The sequence below is a fragment of the Rhizobium sp. P28RR-XV genome (assembly GCF_012641385.1).
In the GTDB taxonomy this organism is placed as follows: domain Bacteria; phylum Pseudomonadota; class Alphaproteobacteria; order Rhizobiales; family Rhizobiaceae; genus Rhizobium.
Map to the genome: position 1 here is coordinate 1 of NZ_JABAIG010000024.1, position 14989 is coordinate 14989.

Sequence of the window (14989 nt, forward strand, 5' to 3'; positions counted from 1 at the left end):
TCCGACCAACCAGCCGCACGGCGAATTTTTGACCTTCATTCATAACTAGGTGTCCACCTCTTTTAGGCGGACACCTCATGCCAAAGCTCACTCAACTAAAGAAGGTGCGGAGAAACTCGCGCTTACGCTTGAGGAGTTCATGCTGTCGCTCCATCCGGACAAGACCCGCCTGATTGAGTTTGGCCGCTTCGCTGCAGTCAACCGCAAGCAACGCGGGCTCGGCAAACCGGAGACCTTCGCCTTCCTGGGGTTCACGTTCATCTGCGGGAAAACACGCAAAGGGCACTTCCAGCTTATGCGGAAGACCCGAGGCGACCGCATGCGGGCGAAGCTCAAGGACATCAAGGCGGACCTGCGGCGGCGGATGCACTGGCCGATCTCCCACCAGGGAAAATGGCTGAGGCAGATCGTCGGCGGGCATTTCGCCTACTTCGCGGTTCCAACGAACATCCGGGCGCTCACCGCGCTTCGGTATCGGGTGATTGGTCTCTGGCGGCGATGCCTACCGCGGCGCAGTCAGAGGGCCGACGTCACGTGGGAACGGATCGTGCAGTTAGCCAACAACTACCTACCCAAGCCTTGCATCCTTCATCCATGGCCAAATGTACGCTTCGCCGTCAAACACCCAAGGTAAGAGCCACGTGCGGGAAACCCGCCCGCGTGGATCTATGCGGGGGGGGGCGCCCAGTAATGGGCGTCCCTACCGCGATACGCCAAGCGTAGCTCATGTCGTGGAATATTGGCGCGTCATTCCCCGATCATCGGCATGATCGCGTTCGCCAGGTTCATAAACCCGTCAAATGGCCAGCTGATGTCGCAATTCGTCTTGACTTACTTATGGGTGCAAATATGGTGTCGAGGCGAGTTCGATTGCACGCTTGCCGGGTGGCGTTTCCTGCAGCGTAAGTGCTTATACAAAAGCACTTATACAAAAGCATATGTCAACGATACGCGTCGTTGGCATTCGTATCCCTTACACCTCGTCTTCGTGCAGTCCGATCGGCTGAAGTGCCCAAAGTCTCTTCACTTTATTGGCGAGAGGTGCGCGATGAACGATACGACTTTCCAAAACCTTCATATAAGTTCATCCATTAAGCGACGCCGTTTCCTGCAAGGTGCGGCAGGTCTTATAGCGGTTACCGTCCTTGGGCCGCCAATGAGAGCCACCGCCAGTCAGTCATCAAGCAATTCGACAGGCGTGCAGACACCTGTTCCCGGCGTGGCCAGTGAGCGGATCGACGGCCGCGCGAAGGTGACCGGCCAGAAGGTGTTTGCCCGGGACTTCAATTCCGCCGATATGGGATGGGCAGGGGATCAGTGGTACGCGCTCTATCTGCCGGCTCTGACGACCGAGCACAAATTCCTGAATGTGGATTTGAGTTACCTGCCTGATGATGCAAAGCCAAAACGGGTCGTGCTCGGCAATCAGCTGAAATCAGCGGTTAGGTCTGCTCCGTTGGCTCGGTATCGTGATCTGCAGGTCGAGGCTGAGGCAATCGATCAACACAAGGGACTGACGGAGCTCTTTAAAACGCCGCTTGCCGCGTCTGTCCAGGCCTTTGCCTCAAAGGGATCCTCGTCGGTAGAATTCGATGTCATCGTTAAGCCCGGCAACGTTCCGAATTTCCTCGGGCAGGCGGTCGCCTTGCTCATGTTCGACAAGCGGGAGACTTATCGGGCGGCAAAGCGCTACATGCAATTCAACGACGCCAGCTTTCAGGTGTACGCGTTGGATGATGCGTCTTCACAGGGCATGGGCGCGCCGTGGTCGCCTCAAACGACCTATGTAAAATACTTCGAGGATAGCGAAACCTTCAGCTATGCCACAGCCGATCCAACAACCTATCAGCAGAACGTTCCCACCTATCGCGACAAGATCAACCAATATCTGGCACAGAATCCGGATCTGATCCGCCAGCCTTTCACCGTGGACACGCAAGCCATGGATCCGATGTTCATGGAGCCGGAAAGTGGGCTCGCCTATTATGACACCAAGTCTCAAAGCCTGTCTCTCGTGCTCGGGACACAGTCGCCGGACGGCGATGTCTCGAGTGCTGCATCCATGTTCAGCGGTGCGGACTCGCCCATTGTCGTCAAGGAGGTCGTACTCCACAGCTGCTACCCCGGCGGCGGCTTTGGTGGCCGTGACAGCTCGCCCTTCTCTCAACTATTGGCTTTGACCGCGGCATTCTCCGATGGAGTTCCCGTCAAGCTCGCCCATGATCGTTTCGAACAGTTTCGCTACGGCCTGAAGCGTCCCGGCGCCGCGATCAAGGGTGAGTTGGTTGCCGGACCCGACATGAAGTTGCGCTTGGTCGAAGCGACAATGAATTTCAATGGAGGAGGGCTGCGCAACCTCTCCCCTTATGTTGCTAATCTGGCGGCGCTCTGCGTAGGTGGATCTTATGAACTGCCGATGGCAAATGTTTTCGCGCAGTCAAAGCACACTCAGGATATTACCGGCGGCTCTCAGCGCGGATTTGGTGGCCCGGAAGCCTTTCTTGCGATCGAGACGGCGCTCGACGATATCGCGGCATTCAAAGGCTGGGATCCGATCGCGTTGCGGCGCGCCAATATTACCGACACCGGGGGCCGAACCATCGTCGGCGGTCCGATCGATCAAGAACTGCGCCTCGCGGAGATACTCGATCGAGCGGAGGCTCATGCCCTCTGGGCAGACCGGGAAAAAATCAAGGCTGACTATGCCGCTCGCGGGCTGACCTACGGCACGGGCATAGCGTTGTCCATGCAGGCTTATGGCACGTCTGGCGACGGAATGGTCGCAGCTGTCCTGGTTGATCCCGACGGTAAGTTGACGGTCCAGTCCGATGCCGTCGACATGGGAAATGGTTCGGCAACGACGTTGGGCGTGGTCATCGGGCCAATTCTCGGCGCGAATGCGTCTGACGTCGACATGGGTGGCTATCTCCTGTTCGGTCAAACCGGACTGACCACCAAGAGCAATGGAAGCGATTGGAATAATCCGCACTGGACGGCCAAAGGCGTTGGTTCCTCTTCCGCCTGTCTGACTGGCCTCCATCAGGTCCACACCGTACAGCAAACGGCGCTTGCCTTCATGCAAGCCAGTATTCTGCCCGCAGCTGCAGCAATCTGGGGGCTGCAGGATCTTGGTCTCGACGATGTCAAATGGGACAATGGGCGGTTGGCCTTTGTCAATGGTGGGACCGAGCCGATAACGTGGGCTGATCTTGCAAAACTCATCTACAGCAAGGGCCTGCCGAGGGGAGCGCTCGGGCACGCGTTCATTCAGGGAAGTTGGGTCGAGGCTGACTTTGCAGGGCCGGGCGGCAGCATGCATTTGCAGCTCGACGGTTTGTCCTTCTATTTGCCAAACGCCAAGGATCCGACGTTTGTCGGTCGAACGAACACGAAGCCGCCACCCGCAATAGCACAGCGCTACTCCCGTTATGTTTGGGCACCTTGTGCAAACGTCATCGGGCTGACGGTGGACAAGGCCAATGGCTCGGTAAAGATCGAGAACGTCCTTTCTATCCTCAACGCCGGCAGATTGCTCGTGCCCCAGCTTGTCTCCGGACAAAGCCAGGGTGGGATCGCGATGGCGATCGGCTATGCGTTGATGGAAGACATGCCGAACGGCATGGCGGGACCCGCTGACGGAACCTGGAACCTGAACCGCTATCACGTGCCCCGTTGGAGTGATGTGCCATTAAACACGGCTTATGAGGCGGGCAAGCGTGCGCAGGAGCTGGTGACATTGCCGGAGAGTGCTGGCGACCGTGGTGCAGGCCGCGGCATTGCGGAGGCGGTGATGTGCTCCGTTGCACCAGCGATTTCCAATGCCCTGCATGACGCATTGGGCCGTCGTTACACATCCCTGCCGATTACGCCGGCGAAAATTCTGGAGGGACTGCGAGCATGACGATTTCCTTCAAAGTCAACGGCATCGCTCATGAGGTGGATTCGGCTCGCGCGGACGATCGGCTGATCGACTTCCTTCACGACGATCTCGGCCTAACCGGAACCAAATTCTGCTGCGGGATAGGCATCTGTCGTGCCTGCACAGTAGCTTCCATCCACTCGCCCACCGAAGCGGCGACACCGGTCATCAGCTGCTCCACCGCACTGGCGATGGTCGATGGCACGGAGATCACCACGATCGAAGGCATCACGCCAAACGAAGGATTGCTTCCTATTCAGGAGGCATTTCTGCAGGAGTTCTCGTTTCAATGTGGCTATTGCGCTCCCGGCTTTGTCATAGCATCACAAATCTTTCTGGATGGGCTGCGGCAGCTGGGTAGTTTGCCAAGCGATCTCGATGCGGCAATCGAACAGGCCGTCGGTTCCCATATCTGTCGCTGTACCGGCTATGTCCGTTATTACGACGCCATCCGCAAGACAGCCGAAGCGATGTTCGCAAAGGAAGGTTCGCACAATGGCTAGCTATCCTTTCAATCGCCAATGTCTATCCCTTCTATTGTTGTTGTCAGCCGGGCAGCTGCTGGCAGGCAATGCGCGGGCCGATCAGGCCGACGCGGGTTCGACCAGGGAACTTTATGGTGCGGAATGCCGCAAGCAGGTGGGGGATATCCCCGAATTCTCCTGTAGCGATGGGGTTCCTGTGCCGATTACCGTCGATGGCAAGAGCGTGCCGGCAACGAAGAACATGACGTGCGATCGGCCGGCCTTGCTTCCAAATGGAGCGGAGTCTGATGGGCAATGCGTGCCGAACTCCCGCATCCTGTCCCTATCAACGAAGACCATGCAGATCGCGGTCATGTGCCGGCAAAAGATCATTCGACCGGCGGACAAAATGGAGTTCGATGAAATCGATATCGTGGCTCACAACCCGACAACAGGTGCTACTTGCTGGTTTCAGGCGGAAGGGAAGCCCAATCAACCCGTGAGCGGCGAGAAAGTGCCGTCTCCGACATCCCAGCCTCCAAGCGAATTTTGGAACACGCCGGAGACCACGTTCAAAGGCGGCTGTGGAAGCTGCCACGACAACGACCCATTCATGTTCTCTCCGTTTGTGGGCCAAGTCTGGAACCATATGCCCGTGAACCCCTTCGGCCCATACTATCATGTGGATCTTACTTCCCCTCATCGGATAGGTTTCAGCAGTTGGCCAACCCAGGCCCTCAATCCGACCGACAATACGTGCCTTGGCTGTCACCGGATCGGTATCGCGGAAACGTGCCGACAACTGACGGACGAGATGACTGGGCGTTTTCCCGAGGGGGCCGATGATTGGGCAAGTCGCTTTCCGGGCTCGCATGCAATGCCGCCGGATATCGGCATCACGCAGACCAGCTGGAATGCAATCTATAAATCCTCTGTGGATCAGATCAGATCGTGCTGCCAGAAGCCTGACCAGCCGGCATGTCGCGTAACTTCGATCCCCGCCTATCCGCCACCGAACTAAATGATTGCCCGCTCCGACGGAAGAGTGAAGGGTTTGCAGCGCCGATGGCCTTTCGCATGTCGCGGCCGATTTTTTCCACCTCCTTGACGATCTGCTTCAGGGTTTGCCGGTTCTCGTGACGAGATCGACGCTGCTGCCGAGAACTGGGTTGGAGTACATTGTACGCAATACTGTATTGCGCCGCATCATTTTGTCGGATACGAACAAGCATCCACAAGGACCCGGTGAGACCCCGGGTGGCTCTTCTGGCCGCCGATCCGCTAGACAACACAGCAACGCAACCTTACCTCCCAGGGCCGGCCCTCCGGTCGTTGCATTCAACTGTGAAATTTCTCCAATGCGATCTCTTTCAAACTACCATCACGAGTGGTTCTCCAACATTCGTGCCGATATTCTTTCGGGTATTGTCGTGGCGCTGGCGCTGATTCCGGAGGCCGTCGGCTTCTCAGTGATTGCTGGTGTCGATCCTAAGGTCGGACTGTTCGCATCTGTCGCTATTGCGTGCGTGACGGCAATTTGCGGCGGCCGGCCGGCTATGATCTCGGCGGCGACAGCATCGACCGCCGTGCTCATGGGGCCTCTCGTGCGCGATCACGGCATACAATACCTCTTTGCCGCAACCATTCTCATGGGCGTGCTGCAGATCATTGCCGGGATGCTGAAGCTCGGGCGGCTGATGCGGTTCGTGTCACGATCGGTGATGACCGGCTTCGTCAATTCGCTGGCGATCCTAATCTTCATTGCGCAGTTGCCGCAGCTGATCGGCGTGCCCGAGATCACATATCTGCTGATCGCCATTGCGCTGGCGGTGATCTATCTCTTCCCGTACGTTACCAAAGCCATCCCGTCGCCGCTGGTGGCGATCGTCGTCGTCACTTGCGTGACGCTCGGCTTCGGCATTCATGTGCATACGGTCGCCGATCTCGGCGAGATGCCGACGTCGCTGCCGCCCTTTGCGTTTCCGGCCATACCGTTAACATTCGACACGCTCAAGATCATCTTCCCCTATGCGGTGGCGCTTGCGGCCGTTGGCCTGCTGGAATCGCTTCTGACGGCGCAGATCGTGGATGACTTGACCGATACGCCGAGCAACAAGAGCCAGGAATGTGTGGGGCAGGGGGCCGGCAATATCGTCTCGGCTTTCTTCGGCGGCATGGGCGGCTGTGCGATGATCGGCCAATCGGTCATCAACGTGACCTCAGGCGGCCGCGGGCGGCTTTCGACCTTCGTCGCCGGTGCCTTCCTGCTGGTGCTGCTACTCGTGCTCGACGATATCCTGCGCATCGTGCCGGTGGCAGCCCTCGTTGCGGTGATGATCATGGTGTCGATCGGCACATTCTCGTGGAAGTCGATCATAGATATCAAGCGGCATCCCGGCACCTCATCGGTCGTCATGCTGGCGACGGTTGCGACCGTGCTTGCCACGCAGGATCTCTCCAAGGGCGTCGTGGTGGGAGTGCTGCTGTCCGGCATCTTCTTTGCCCGTAAGGTGGCACGGCTCTTTAGCGTGAGGCGGCTTGAGGATCCCGTGAGCGGTCTTGTGACCTACAGCGTCGAAGGACAGATTTTCTTCGCCTCGGCTGAAAGCTTTATCGGTGCCTTTGAATTCGGGGATACGGCAAGGAAGGTGATCATCGATGTCAGCAAGGCGCATCTTTGGGATATCACCGCAGTCGGCGCTCTCGACAAGGTGGTTATCAAGTTCCGCCGCGCCGATGTAGATGTGCGGGTGCTTGGCTTCAACGACGCGAGCGCAGACATGGTCGACCGCTTCGCACTACATGACAAGGATGAGCGGGCCGCCGCCAGTGCTTCTCTGCACTAATCCATCGCGATGTTGTCGGGTGCTTCATGCGGCCGGCAACATTTCCGGCCTCGCTTGGTTTTTCTGCTGGCCAAATTTTGTGTGGTCTTTTCCGCCGCATATGGAGAAGATGTGGGCAATGCGGCAAAGGCACCCACCCACGCATAACGCCTCGCGACGGACTGCCATTCAGGTGACGTTCGGGCGATTCAAGGAGAGCGTTTCGCCAACCATTTCGAGAGGCGAGGGCTCCAATAGAAACAAAAAACGTTTGGTAAATGGGTGAGCCTCCAGCGCCTCATGTAGAGCAAGGTGCGACGCTATCCAAGCAACCAAGCAAATGCGCGGCGCAGTTCCTGGGCGCCGTCAGCCTCGTACCAGCGCCCGTGCGCCAGGATAATACGCTCCGGATTCCACTCGATCATCTGTTCTACAGCAGTTTTGAGCCGCCTGCGGTTTCGCAGAAATGTCATTCTCATGTCTCTGGGCATGCTGCCATGCGGATCCTGCACACCGCCGAGCCATGTCAGCCAGCGCATGAGAGAGCCATTGAGCCGACAGAGTTCAAAATTTTCGATCAGGTCAGTCAGCACCAATGTACGGCTAGCACGATGGAAAAATTCGATCTCAGTCATGAAGCTGCCTTCAATGGGCAGGGTGATGAGTTCCTGATCCCAGGGGTAGCCGTTCGTCGATGACAGTGCATGTGCGGTAAAATTGATGCGCCCCTTGGACTGTTCATGGATATAGGGAGCAAGATAGATCTGCGCGCTCGGATAGGCATCTCTCCAATCGGGGATCCACCAATAGTGAATGCGGTTCGGTCCTACGATCCAGCGCGGAGAGCCCAAAGCTTCCAATTCCTTCTTTAGGTGGAGGGATAGAGCCGTCGGCGAATGAAGGAAGAGTCCATCGGCAAGCCTCATCACAGTCATTCGCGTCGGGAATGACATCTTCGGCCATGGCATGCCAAATCGAATGAGCGGACCATCCACAATCCAAACATTCTCGGCAACCGGCTTCAAGATGCCAATCGGCGGATAAGTTCCTTGGGGGCACAAGACAAAGCTCCTCCTCCTTGCGCTTAACTTCGGCAAACGGACGCGGGTAATACCCAGTTCCAGCCGCGCAGCGGCAGTTCGGCCGCCAAGCGCAAGAGATTGGTGATCGACATGGGCGCTTCTCGGAAGGCCGTGGGCTATCGAATACCGCCAGGGCAGGTTGGATGAGCCGATACGAAGCTGTCTTGCTTGCCAAGAGTGGCGTTCGAGAAAGCAAATTGTCGTTGTTATGTGGCACGACCGAATATCCGCTAACGATTGATAAGCCCCCTCCGCATCCATCTATTGGCAATGGAAATTCATTTCTCGAAACGGCTGTTCCGGGCATCCCAAAGATCGTCATTGTCGAGAACATCGAGAGCAAGGTCATCTTCATCGAGTTCGAGATCGCTGAGAACAAGAAGGTGGCTGCCGTGACGTAAGTCTCGCAAGAGAGCGCTCCTGTCGTCGTCCTCGAAAAGCAATGTCGCGAGCTTGTGCCAGAATCCGTTCTCCTCACTGGTCGCGAACGCTATGGCATCGGCTCCCGTCAGCACCTCGATCTTTGTCGGAGAGATGCCAACGGAAACCAGACGCTCAATCGCCTCGTTTGCACTGGCACGGTCATCGAAAAGCGCCGCTATTGCATTCGTCTTTTGCTTTGGCGCCATCGGTAGCAAACCTGTCCACACTGCGAGGTGAGAGGCAATTTATATCACGTCATGATATACTTCGTACAGATCGATCACAATCCGCAAGGAATAAAAATCATCCGAATCCAGAACTCCAAAGCGGCTTGTCCGATAGGATGCCATGCCAGCTTTCTTCGCCGGCGACAACGCAGCGCAAGGCGAGACAATCAAGTCGCGTCGATTTCAACCGACTATCAGCGTGGCCCTTTCAATTTATATCATACTATGACATATATTATGGAGAGGAGCGGAAGGAAGAGCGGTCGGTCCGGCCAGTGAAAGACGGGGCGCTTAACCACGGAGGAGTTTCTGGTGGAACGACTTGATGCGAGAATTGATGGTTCAATACGGCTTGATCGTGATGTGCGGTTTTACGGAATAGTCACCGGAAGTCTCACGGTCCCAAGGGGACGGACATTCGAACTTCACGGGACGATTTGCCATGATCTCATTGTCGAACCCGGCGCAATCGTCGTGGTCTATGGCATTGTCGGTGGAGTTCTGAGAAACGAGGGCGGTGATGCTCGCGTCTTCGGTTCCGTTGGATCGGTGATGGACTCTGACGAGACGAGGCCGACGGATCTGTCGTCTCGAACCACTGCCGCGCGAACCGGATAAGAGCTGCCCGCGCCCATGATCAGGGCGGCTGCAACTGATCAGCTCAACGACTGGCCGGCCGACGTTTGCAATCCGAACTCCTCGGATCCTTGTCAACCCCTGGGTATTTGAACATGGCTGAGGTGGTGCACTTCAAACCGATAAAAGCGCGATCCAGACGACGGCGCGTTGAGGCTGCCGGCCGTGAGGCGAACTCCCGCCTACCGGAATTGCGTAGTTCATCGAAAGTTCAGACCAATGCCAATGTCATAGGAAGCAATCCGGAAACAACGCCCTCCGTGATGGCCCTTTTAAAGACGGTCGTTGTGCCTATCGTCATTTTGCTTTGCTCAATCGCAGCTTTCGCTATCTTCGTCGCCCATGTCAGCGGGCAACCTGGCTATTCGGCAAGGAATAACGTGTCGTCTCCTTCGTTGGTCGAATAGTCGGCTCAAGCCCGCACGGAAAGTCAACGATCACTGCTTCATCTGGGATAGATCTTGAGACCGTCAGCCACCGAATTGGCGACGTGTTCTCTGGTAATAACGCCAACGACGTCGGCTTCTCGCGGGACCCCGTGTCCACCAACAACCACGGCCATGAACGCGTTCCTGCGCCATATGCGCTGAATAACCTCGGAGGCGATCATTTCGGTCCCGACGATGGTAAAATCGCGGCTTGCGATGTCGCCGAGGCTTACGCCCGTATGCCGCTCCTCCAGGCCGCGTCGTAATCCCGTATTGATGCGTATGACACCAAACACATGGCCGCCCTTGATGACCACGACGTGGCGAAGACGCCCCTCATCCTCGTGCTGGCGCAGGAACTCATCGAAACTTTGCTCGGCTTGCAAGACCAGAATATCGCTGTCCATCACTTCGCGGGCATGACGCACGAGAAACATGTTGGCATGCAGTGCCTTGGGTATCGGCTGTCCCCGGCGGACCAGCTTAAGCGTGTAGATGTTCTCTCGAGAAAGCAGCCGCCGGACACCGACGCTCGTGGCAACCGCAAGGATCATCGGCATGACGATGTCATATTCCCGGGTCATCTCGAATGTCATGGTGATGGCGGTCATCACCGCACCGGTGCCGCCGCCGACCATCGCGCCCATGCCGACCATGGCAAACGCCGGGATGCTGACCGGAAGCGGAATTCCGAGCATCTGAACGAGAGCCGCGAAGCCGCCGCCGATCGTTGCGCCCATGAAGAGCGATGGCGAGAAGATGCCACCGGAAGACCCCGCACCCAGACTGGTTGATGTCGCGATCAGCTTGCATGCGAACAGCAAGGCCAGGAGCGACAGAGATGTCATGTGCCCAACCAGAATGCTCTCGATCGTCGCGTACCCAACACCATCGACATAGTATTCGCCGAGCGAGTCAAAGAGAACGTACATGAGAAGGCCGAGAATCCACATACCGAGGATATGGCGCGTGTAGCGGCCCGGGATTCTGTCGAAACAGTCTTCGGCCAAATGCAGGCCGCGAATGAAGGCTGCGGCCGCGACGCCGGTCAATCCGCCTAGCGCAGTATATAAAACCAGCAGAACAATCGCGCTTGCGTCCGTCGTCAGCGCCTGCAAGGGCGGAACCAGAAACGCGGGCTGCTGACCGATAAACCAACGCCCGACGAACGTTGCGGCTCCCGTGGCGATTGCTACCGGCAGAAAGGTGCTGACGCTGACTTCCGGCATCATCAGCTCGATGGCAAACATGACGCCGCCGATCGGTGTATTGAACGTTGCCGCGATACCCGCGCCGGCGCCCGCCGCAACCATGACGATGCGCTGGCCGATCGGCATGCGAATGATCTGCCCAAGGGTCGATCCCAGTGCTGAGCCGATTTGGATGATGGGGCCTTCGCGGCCGACCGACGAGCCACTTCCAATCGCGACCGCAGAGGCTAGCGATTTCACAACAGCGACAATCGGCCGGATCCGGCCTTCGTGATGATAAATGGCGTTCATGACCTCCGGAACGCCGTGTCCCTTGGCCTCAGGTGCGAAGTTGCTGACGAGAAATGTTACGACAATTCCCCCAACGACCGGCGCGCCAATAACGAATACACCCCATCGGCTGGGTGCGGTGAAGACGTTTGCATCATAGACGATTGATAAAGTGCCGTTGAAGAACAGGTTGTGCAGAAGCGCGATCAAATCGCGAAAGAGGACCGCCCCCAACCCTGTCACGATGCCGAGGCCGAGTGCCAGAGCCGACAGCAGAAGCAAGCTCAACGGCAAGTCTTCGCTATGCTCCCGCTCACCATTCTTTGAAACGCGTCGGATAAGGGCATTGTCGGTCGGCTGAACAGCCTTTCCATAATCAAGGTCCGGATTCTCTGCTTCGACCATGGGGCGTGCCTTTTGGTGGACTGCGCGGTTTGTCGTTTCGAGGCCGATGCAAACCTGGGTGCTGATAGGTGGATCATCGGCATGCATATATATCATGACATGACATAAAATCCGAGCTATGAAAAGCCACCGATTCGCTTCGGCGGATCGGGTCCAAATCAATCTTGAAGGAAATTATCCGCGGCGAGCCACGCACCGGATATGCGCGTGCTAGCTCGGGCCGGACCTCCTTAACAGAGGAAATGATAGGAAACGATGACTGTCAAAATTCTTGCAGCCTCCCTCGTGTTCACCATGTCCGCAATCACAGCAGCGCACGCCGCACCGCCCGTTCGGCTCGATCAGTTCGGAGCATGGGGTGCGTTTTCGTATAAATCAGGTGGCGATACGAGTTGCTATATCCTGTCGACGCCGACGGTCCAGATGCCCGCCAATGTGGATCATGGCGACAATTTCTTCATGATCGCGCATTCACCGGGAAAGGACTACGTCCCGGAGGCAATGGCGGGTTACGATCTCAGGCAAGGTGCGCCAATGACGGCCGTGATTGGCGGCAAAGCCTTTGCGATGTTCACCCAGGACAGGCACGGCTGGGTTCAGAACGAAGCTGACCAGCCGTCCATGATCCAGGCGCTGAAGTCGGGCGACAAATTGGAACTGCATGCCACTTCGAAGCGGGGAACCGCCACCAGCTATTCTTATTCCCTCTCAGGCATCACCGCCGCGTTGAAACGGATCAGCGCCTGCAATTGACGTCTAGTAATTTCTCTCACTGGACAACTGCCCGGGGGCTGATTGTGGCGTTTGCCTCACTTAGGCCGGCACAAACATGATCCGCTACGCCCGTGCATCTAACGGAGCCCAGACCTCGATCGCTATCATGTCACGCAGGTCTGGGCTCCGAGCCGACGGGCTCGCATTAAGCTGGCGCACCGAGAATCCAAACACGCAAGAAACGGCCCCAAATCGGTCTGCTGCCGACGGGGCGATTAACGAGATCACCCTAGACCTTGGTGATCTCGCCGTATTTTTGATGACTTTCTGCCATCGGGCCATAGAATCGCATCAGAAGACCAAGTGCAGTCAGCACGATGAGAAACGCGCATACTAAAAACATTATTCTGCGCGTGATCTTGCCTGTCATGAACGATCATCCACTTCCATTGAACAAAACCATCAACTGAAAGCCGCTGAGGGCTTTAATATTGTATTTTCAGTTTCATCTTCAGAACGAGATATGCTAAGTTGCGCGAAGACGACAATCTATGATTGCTTCTTCACAGGGCGTAAGACTATTCGATCTTGTCATCGAAAATCTTGTTTCTATCGACCTTTACGATAACTTTTTCGGGACGCTCTCCTGCCTTATCCAGGAGAAAGATAACTATGCATTTATCCTTGGTTGAGCGAAAGGACAGGAGCCGGCCTTTTGTTTTGATCAGAACCTTCTCGACGACATCCACGCAATCGAGCGGTTGATCCGAAACGAAAGTCGGCTGGGGCGCTTCAACGTGCAACGAGATCGCAGCGACTGGGCAGATCACGGTTGCAGTCCAGAATGAGGTCATATCGTTGAGCTCCATTCCCGAGGTGCGTTGACACTTGTCGTTTGCAGGGCCTTGCTCGACAGCCCCTTCCGAGCCAACTAGGTGTGGGACATATTTCTTTCCGTGCTACGCCGGGCGCGGATCGCCGCTGCGATGAAGACGCGCGACAGGCCGTGATAGAGCGGCTCGCGCGACAGCAGCCGCGACGTCACATAGCCGATCATCGACACTGCCATGATCGGGATGACGGCCTGATGGTCGCCGGTCATTTCCAGGATGATGACGAAGGCGGTCATCGGCGCCTGAACCACGCCGGCGAAATAGCCTGCCATGCCGAGAATTGCTGCAAGCGCCACACCGCCGCCGACCAGCGTGCCGACCGTGCTGCCGAAACCGGCGCCTACGGCAAGCGACGGCGCAAAGATGCCGCCGGGAATGCCCGAGATCATCGACAGGAAGCTCGCCAGCAGTTTTTCGAGGAAGAAGAGTGCGGGCAGGGCATGCCCTTCGACCGCGCTGCGGGCCTGCTCGTAGCCGGTGCCGAAGGTCTGGCCGCCGGAGAGCACGCCGATGGCGGCAACGACAACGCCGCAGAGGCCGGCAAGGATCAGCATGCGCTTGAGCGGCTGCGGCTGTGCCCAGCGGCGGATGCGGATGCCGGCATAGAGTGCCAGCCCGCTGAAGGTAGCGCCGAGCGCGCCGCCGCCGACACCACAGATCAGCATGACGATCCAATCCCGAAACATCATTGGGGCGGCATCGGCCGTGCCGAAATAGTTGTAGCTGCCGGAAAGGCCGAGTGCGGCAAGGCCGGAAAGAATGACGGCGGTCAGAACGAGGCCATTGGCGCGGGATTCATAGGTGCGGCTCATCTCCTCGATGGCAAAGACGATGCCGGCAAGCGGTGTGTTGAAGGCGGCGGCGATACCGGCGGCGGAACCTGCAAGGATAAGCCCCTTTGCCTGCGCCATGCCACCGAAGCGGGCAACCGCCAGCATGAATGAGGCACCGACCTGCACCGTCGGCCCCTCGCGGCCGATGGAGGCGCCGCTCAGAAGCCCCAATATGGTCAGCACGATCTTGCCGAAAGCCAGCCGCAGCGAGAGCAGCTTCGTGCGATCCTCGTCATGATGCAGATGCCGCGCAGCGATCGCCTGCGGAATGCCGCTCCCTTGCGAATTGGGAAACAGGGTCGCGGCGAGATAGGCTGATAGCACGAAGCCGAGCGGCGTCAGCAGCAGCGGCAGCAGCCACATCCATTCACCCGATTGAGTCACACCGGTAAAGGCGCGCTGCGCCAGATCGGCAAGCTTGGCAAAGCCGACGCTGATCACGCCGATCGCCAATGCGCCCGTCCAGAAGACCAAACGCGGCCGCCAGAGATTGAAAGAGCCCCAGATGACACGGGAACGACGGATTAATTTCGGTCTGCGGAAGTGCGATGACATCATTTGCTCAAGGAAATATGGAAGCGGCAACTGCAGGTGCTATATGTCACGAAGTGATATAAAATACGAGACTTTATTGACGTGCCGAATTCGGATCAGAGCAA

The 14989-nt window shown here is 57.3% G+C and carries 13 protein-coding genes and 1 other annotated feature; of the genes, 7 read left to right on the forward strand and 6 right to left on the reverse strand.

Going from position 1 to position 14989, the window contains the following annotated elements; translation table 11 throughout:
- Window positions 1–139: 139 nt before the first annotated feature.
- The 5 genes from HGP12_RS31705 (at window position 140) to HGP12_RS31725 (ending at window position 7229) form a co-directional block, all read left to right on the forward strand.
- Window positions 140–634, forward strand: a complete 495-nt coding sequence (locus HGP12_RS31705; RefSeq protein ID WP_246703624.1) for a maturase — start codon at window positions 140–142, stop codon at window positions 632–634.
- A gap of 132 nt (window positions 635–766) precedes the next feature.
- Window positions 767–3901 carry a xanthine dehydrogenase family protein molybdopterin-binding subunit gene (locus tag HGP12_RS31710; RefSeq protein ID WP_168841984.1) on the forward strand — a complete coding sequence of 1045 codons (3135 nt, stop codon included), beginning with the start codon at window positions 767–769 and terminating at the stop codon, window positions 3899–3901.
- Window positions 3898–4422, forward strand: coding sequence for a (2Fe-2S)-binding protein (locus HGP12_RS31715; RefSeq protein WP_168841985.1), 525 nt, complete (start codon window positions 3898–3900; stop codon window positions 4420–4422). The genes HGP12_RS31710 and HGP12_RS31715 overlap by 4 nt, the downstream gene beginning before the upstream one ends.
- Window positions 4415–5404: a hypothetical protein gene (locus HGP12_RS31720; protein ID WP_168841986.1), complete on the forward strand. Its 990-nt coding sequence runs from the start codon at window positions 4415–4417 to the stop codon at window positions 5402–5404. The genes HGP12_RS31715 and HGP12_RS31720 overlap by 8 nt, the downstream gene beginning before the upstream one ends.
- 214 nt (window positions 5405–5618) lie before the next feature.
- Window positions 5619–5674: a sequence feature (sul1 is cis-regulatory element that is thought to sense ions involved in sulfur or methionine metabolism; They are found in Alphaproteobacteria), on the forward strand.
- A 67-nt stretch (window positions 5675–5741) separates the two neighbouring features.
- Window positions 5742–7229 carry a SulP family inorganic anion transporter gene (locus HGP12_RS31725; RefSeq protein ID WP_168841987.1) on the forward strand — a complete coding sequence of 496 codons (1488 nt, stop codon included), beginning with the start codon at window positions 5742–5744 and terminating at the stop codon, window positions 7227–7229.
- 299 nt (window positions 7230–7528) lie between these two features.
- On the opposite strand, the gene HGP12_RS31730 is transcribed toward HGP12_RS31725, so the two are convergent.
- On the reverse strand, window positions 7529–8233 hold the full coding sequence (locus HGP12_RS31730) for a DUF4336 domain-containing protein (protein ID WP_312862960.1): 705 nt from the start codon (window positions 8231–8233) through the stop codon (window positions 7529–7531).
- 335 nt (window positions 8234–8568) lie between these two features.
- Complete coding sequence (locus HGP12_RS31735; protein ID WP_168880095.1) at window positions 8569–8919, reverse strand: hypothetical protein; 351 nt, start codon at window positions 8917–8919, stop codon at window positions 8569–8571.
- Window positions 8920–9671: 752 nt separating this feature from the next.
- Between HGP12_RS31735 and HGP12_RS31740 the strand changes: the two genes are divergently transcribed.
- Window positions 9672–9983 carry a hypothetical protein gene (locus HGP12_RS31740; protein ID WP_168880096.1) on the forward strand — a complete coding sequence of 104 codons (312 nt, stop codon included), beginning with the start codon at window positions 9672–9674 and terminating at the stop codon, window positions 9981–9983.
- Window positions 9984–10021: 38 nt separating this feature from the next.
- Here HGP12_RS31740 and HGP12_RS31745 read toward each other — a convergent pair whose 3' ends face one another.
- Entirely contained in the window at window positions 10022–11890 is a 1869-nt protein-coding gene (locus tag HGP12_RS31745; RefSeq protein WP_168841991.1) for a chloride channel protein, read from the reverse strand.
- A gap of 255 nt (window positions 11891–12145) precedes the next feature.
- Here HGP12_RS31745 and HGP12_RS31750 point away from each other — a divergent pair, with 255 nt between their 5' ends.
- Window positions 12146–12643, forward strand: coding sequence for an invasion associated locus B family protein (locus HGP12_RS31750; RefSeq protein ID WP_168880097.1), 498 nt, complete (start codon window positions 12146–12148; stop codon window positions 12641–12643).
- 250 nt (window positions 12644–12893) lie between these two features.
- On the opposite strand, the gene HGP12_RS31755 is transcribed toward HGP12_RS31750, so the two are convergent.
- The 3 genes from HGP12_RS31755 to HGP12_RS31765 all read right to left on the reverse strand — a co-directional run bounded on the left by HGP12_RS31755 (window position 12894) and on the right by HGP12_RS31765 (window position 14885).
- Entirely contained in the window at window positions 12894–13034 is a 141-nt protein-coding gene (locus HGP12_RS31755) for a hypothetical protein (protein ID WP_168841993.1), read from the reverse strand.
- A 148-nt stretch (window positions 13035–13182) separates the two neighbouring features.
- Window positions 13183–13458: a hypothetical protein gene (locus HGP12_RS31760; RefSeq protein WP_168880098.1), complete on the reverse strand. Its 276-nt coding sequence runs from the start codon at window positions 13456–13458 to the stop codon at window positions 13183–13185.
- Between the two features lie 77 nt (window positions 13459–13535).
- A complete protein-coding gene (locus HGP12_RS31765; protein ID WP_168880099.1) occupies window positions 13536–14885 on the reverse strand; it encodes a chloride channel protein in 1350 nt (449 codons plus the stop codon).
- Window positions 14886–14989 lie beyond the last annotated feature (104 nt).

Bases quoted from the DNA above. Each gene is read 5' to 3' on its own strand.
- HGP12_RS31720 (WP_168841986.1), top strand. From the start codon at position 4,415: ATGGCTAGCTATCCTTTCAATCGCCAATGTCTATCCCTTCTATTGTTG.
- HGP12_RS31755 (WP_168841993.1), bottom strand. From the start codon at position 13,034: ATGACAGGCAAGATCACGCGCAGAATAATGTTTTTAGTATGCGCGTTT.
- HGP12_RS31715 (WP_168841985.1), top strand. From the start codon at position 3,898: ATGACGATTTCCTTCAAAGTCAACGGCATCGCTCATGAGGTGGATTCG.
- HGP12_RS31735 (WP_168880095.1), bottom strand. From the start codon at position 8,919: ATGGCGCCAAAGCAAAAGACGAATGCAATAGCGGCGCTTTTCGATGAC.
- HGP12_RS31725 (WP_168841987.1), top strand. From the start codon at position 5,742: ATGCGATCTCTTTCAAACTACCATCACGAGTGGTTCTCCAACATTCGT.
- HGP12_RS31760 (WP_168880098.1), bottom strand. From the start codon at position 13,458: ATGACCTCATTCTGGACTGCAACCGTGATCTGCCCAGTCGCTGCGATC.
- HGP12_RS31740 (WP_168880096.1), top strand. From the start codon at position 9,672: ATGGCTGAGGTGGTGCACTTCAAACCGATAAAAGCGCGATCCAGACGA.
- HGP12_RS31705 (WP_246703624.1), top strand. From the start codon at position 140: ATGCTGTCGCTCCATCCGGACAAGACCCGCCTGATTGAGTTTGGCCGC.
- HGP12_RS31750 (WP_168880097.1), top strand. From the start codon at position 12,146: ATGACTGTCAAAATTCTTGCAGCCTCCCTCGTGTTCACCATGTCCGCA.
- HGP12_RS31710 (WP_168841984.1), top strand. From the start codon at position 767: ATGATCGCGTTCGCCAGGTTCATAAACCCGTCAAATGGCCAGCTGATG.
- HGP12_RS31765 (WP_168880099.1), bottom strand. From the start codon at position 14,885: ATGTCATCGCACTTCCGCAGACCGAAATTAATCCGTCGTTCCCGTGTC.
- HGP12_RS31745 (WP_168841991.1), bottom strand. From the start codon at position 11,890: ATGGTCGAAGCAGAGAATCCGGACCTTGATTATGGAAAGGCTGTTCAG.